Below are 3,282 nucleotides of genomic sequence, written 5' to 3'. Positions count from 1 at the left end.
GACGACCATGGCGCGACCGGGCCGGGCGCGGGCTGCCCGCCAAGCGGAGACACGGCCGTGAAGTTTGCGTTCCCGAGCCATCTGGTTCGACGCCTCGTGCTGATGATCGGCGGCGAGGCGATGCAGAGCGGCTTTCACTTTGCCCTCAACATCATGCTGTTGCACATGCTGTCGGCGCAAGGCTACGGCCTCTTCGCCATTGGCATGGTGATGGGCGGCGTCGGCCTGTCCTACATCAGGTCGCTCACCGCCGTTCCCGCCAGCATCTGGATGAGCAAAAGCACCAACAGCGCAGGCGTCGATGCCTATGACGTGGCGTTTGGAACGGCAGCGCTGATCGTGGCGTTGCTGATGGCCGTCGGTACGGCTGTTCTGATGCATCTGCTTGGCGATCCAAGCGGAATTGCCGCCGGCTGCTTCGTCGGCGCCTGGTCGTTGCGCAGCCATATGCGCACGGCTTTCTTCGCCCGTCGCCAGCAGGTGGTCGTTTCCATCAGCGACGGCGCTTTTACAATCGCCGGCATTGTCCTGACCGGGCTGACGATCTGGAAGGTCCAGGACCCGCTGCAGACCGTGTTCTATGCACTTGCCGCGGCAAATGTGTTCGGCATTTTCGTCCTGGTCCGACTGGCTCGGCGCACACTTCGCATCAGCTTCCGCATGCCGACGCGGCGACGCTATATCGGGCTCTGGCACCAGCTGCGCTGGTCGGCGTTCAGCGCGACCACCACCAACATCCAGGGGCAATGTCTGGCGCTGCTGGTCGCTGGCATTGCCGGGCCTGCCGCCTACGCGCCGCTGGCGGCGGTCCTGGTGCTGTTTGCCCCGCTGCGCATCATCAGTCTTGCTTTCGTCAACATGACGCAGCCGGATCTTGCCAGGCTGATGCGCAACAACGAAACAGGCCGTGTCTGGGCGCAGGCAAAGATCTGGGCGCTCGTCATGGGGCTCGGCGGGCTGGTTTATGGATGCGCCATCATGTTCGTCCTGCCGATGATAAAATCCCAGGCCCTCCAGGACGCCTCGGTCGGATTCATCGGGATTTTCGTGATCGCGAATTTTGTCCCGATCATGCTCTATATCATGCCCCGCATCGTGCTTGAGATACTCGGCGATTTCCGGATCGTCGCGTTCACCACGCTGGGCGGGGCGGTCGTCGGGCTGGTGCTGATCGCGATCCTGCTGGCGATTGCGTCGCCGCCGTGGGCGCTGGTGGGTTCCGCCATGTCCGAGATCTTCGTGCTCGCGGCATCATGGTATTTCGCACATCACCGCATATGGAATCTCGAGCATCCGGATGAGGCGCGCGACAGCCGATTGGGTTCGTGGCGGCGGGCGGTCTCGTTCGCGACGGCAAAACGATAGGAGAAGATGAAGATATGGCAGGCCAGGCAGTGCAAAGTGCTGCGGCGACCGGCTTGCCCGAAGGGCAGGTCCCCAATCCCGCAACCGTCGCCGCGAACCACGCCTATACGGCGCGATTGCACACCAGCCTGGAAGCGGCCAGGCCGCTCTGGCTGCGCTACGAGGCGGACGGTGTGTGCACCGCCCACCAGCACTATGCGTGGGCCGAGGGAATCGTCGCGCGGCTGATGCCGAAAGGTGCGGACGTGCTTATCGTAGAGGTGAACGACGCCGCAACGGGCGCGCCCCGTATGCTGGTGCCGCTGATGCGGCGAGCGGCCTTCCGCCATCGAGTGATCGAATGGCTGAGCTGTGGCGTTTGCGACTATTCGGCACCGCTGCTGGCCGACGCGAGTCCGTGGACGCGGCAATCCGCACAGGCCGCGTGGGCCGCGGTGCGTTCCGTGCTGCCGCCGGCGGACCGCATCAACATCACGGGAATTCCGCAATTGATCAGCGGCGTCGCCAATCCGCTGGCCTTGCTCGCGGCTACGCGCGATTCCCTCCATACCAGCTTCGGCCTCGCTATCGACGGCGACCCGGAAACCGTCCTCAAGCGTCTATGCAGGCCATCCTTCGTCAAGGCATTCAACAAGGACTGGCGCCGGATCGAACGGCTCGGCGGCGTGGAACTGGTCGAGGCCAACACACCGGCCCTGGTGGAGCTCATCTTCGGCAGCCTTGTGCGGATGCGGCTCAGCCGCTTTCGCGAATTGGGCCGTTTCGACCTGCTGACGCAGGGGACGGTTGTCGATTTCTACCGAAACGCCGCTCTCGAGGGGCTCTCGGATGGATCGGTGCGGCTCTTCGGGCTGCGCGTTGGTGAAGCTCTGATCGCAGTCCAATACCTGCTGGTCCATCAAGTTACTGTTCATGCTCTGCTGATATCAATCGACCAGGGCGCGGTGCCCAACGTCTCACCGGGACTTCTGATCATGGGCAAGTTGATGAGCTGGGCGCGCGAGAAGGGTTTCGACTATTTCGACCTGTCGGTAGGCAACCAGAGCTACAAGGAACATATGGGCGCCACGGGTTCGGCCCTGCGCGAGCTTTGCCACGGGATCACGGTGCGGGGCAATGCCGTGAGCACCGCGCTCGAGGTCCGCAACCGGACCGAGGTGTTCGTGCGCTCCAAACCTCGGCTGCTCAAGACGATCCAGGGACTGATGCGGGGTTTGCGGCGCTTGCGTGGAGGGCCGGAATGACAGGACAAGCACGTGGCAAGCCGGGCAATGCAAGTGGTTGCGATGACGGACGATGGGCCGGTTTTTCCGATTGCCGCCAGCGCCGGCGCCGGCGCGTGCTATACGGCGCGGCTGCACACCAGCTTTGAGACCGTCAAGCCGCTCTGGCTGCAACACCAGGCGGATGGCGTCTGCACCGCCCATCAGCACTACGCGTGGGTCGAGGGAATCGCCGCACGGCTGATGCCCAAAGACGCGGACCTGCTCTTCGTCGAGGTGAGTGACGCAGCGACGGGCGCGCCGGCCATGCTGCTGCCGCTGATGCGGCGCCGGGCCCGCGGCCACCACGTGATCGAATGGCTAAGCTGCCGCGTGTGCGACTATTCGGTGCCGCTGCTGGCGGATGCGAGAGCGTGGACCAGGCAGAGTGCCGACGCCGTCTGGGCGGCGGTCCGTGCCGTGCTACCGCCGGCCGATCGCATCCATATCGCGGGAATCCCGCAGCAGGTCCACGGCGTGGCCAATCCGCTGGCGCTGCTTTCGGTGGCGCGCGGTTCCATCCAGATCACCTCCGGCCTTGTCCTGCATGGCGAACCGGAGACGCTCATCAAGCGCATCTGCAAGCCGTCCTTCGCCAAGACCTTCCACAAGCAGTGCCGCGCCTTCGAACGGCGTGTCGGCCTCGACCAGAGCG

General features: G+C 64.4%; 2 protein-coding genes and 1 pseudogene. All 3 read left to right on the top strand.

The window, feature by feature from the left end; all coding sequences use genetic code 11:
* Positions 1 to 102: 102 nt before the first annotated feature.
* Positions 103 to 1,365 carry a hypothetical protein gene (locus tag EN935_RS27910; RefSeq protein WP_164548890.1) on the top strand — a complete coding sequence of 421 codons (1,263 nt, stop codon included), beginning with the start codon at positions 103 to 105 and terminating at the stop codon, positions 1,363 to 1,365.
* 14 nt (positions 1,366 to 1,379) lie between these two features.
* On the top strand, positions 1,380 to 2,609 hold the full coding sequence (locus tag EN935_RS27905) for a GNAT family N-acetyltransferase (RefSeq protein WP_127264519.1): 1,230 nt from the start codon (positions 1,380 to 1,382) through the stop codon (positions 2,607 to 2,609).
* 42 nt (positions 2,610 to 2,651) lie between these two features.
* A pseudogene (locus EN935_RS27900) lies at positions 2,652 to 3,282 on the top strand (GNAT family N-acetyltransferase); the annotation flags it as partial.

Origin of the sequence: Mesorhizobium sp. M7D.F.Ca.US.004.03.1.1, from assembly GCF_003998635.1 — a bacterium.
In the GTDB taxonomy this organism is placed as follows: domain Bacteria; phylum Pseudomonadota; class Alphaproteobacteria; order Rhizobiales; family Rhizobiaceae; genus Mesorhizobium; species Mesorhizobium loti.
This window is presented reverse-complemented; position numbering and strand designations above follow the sequence as displayed.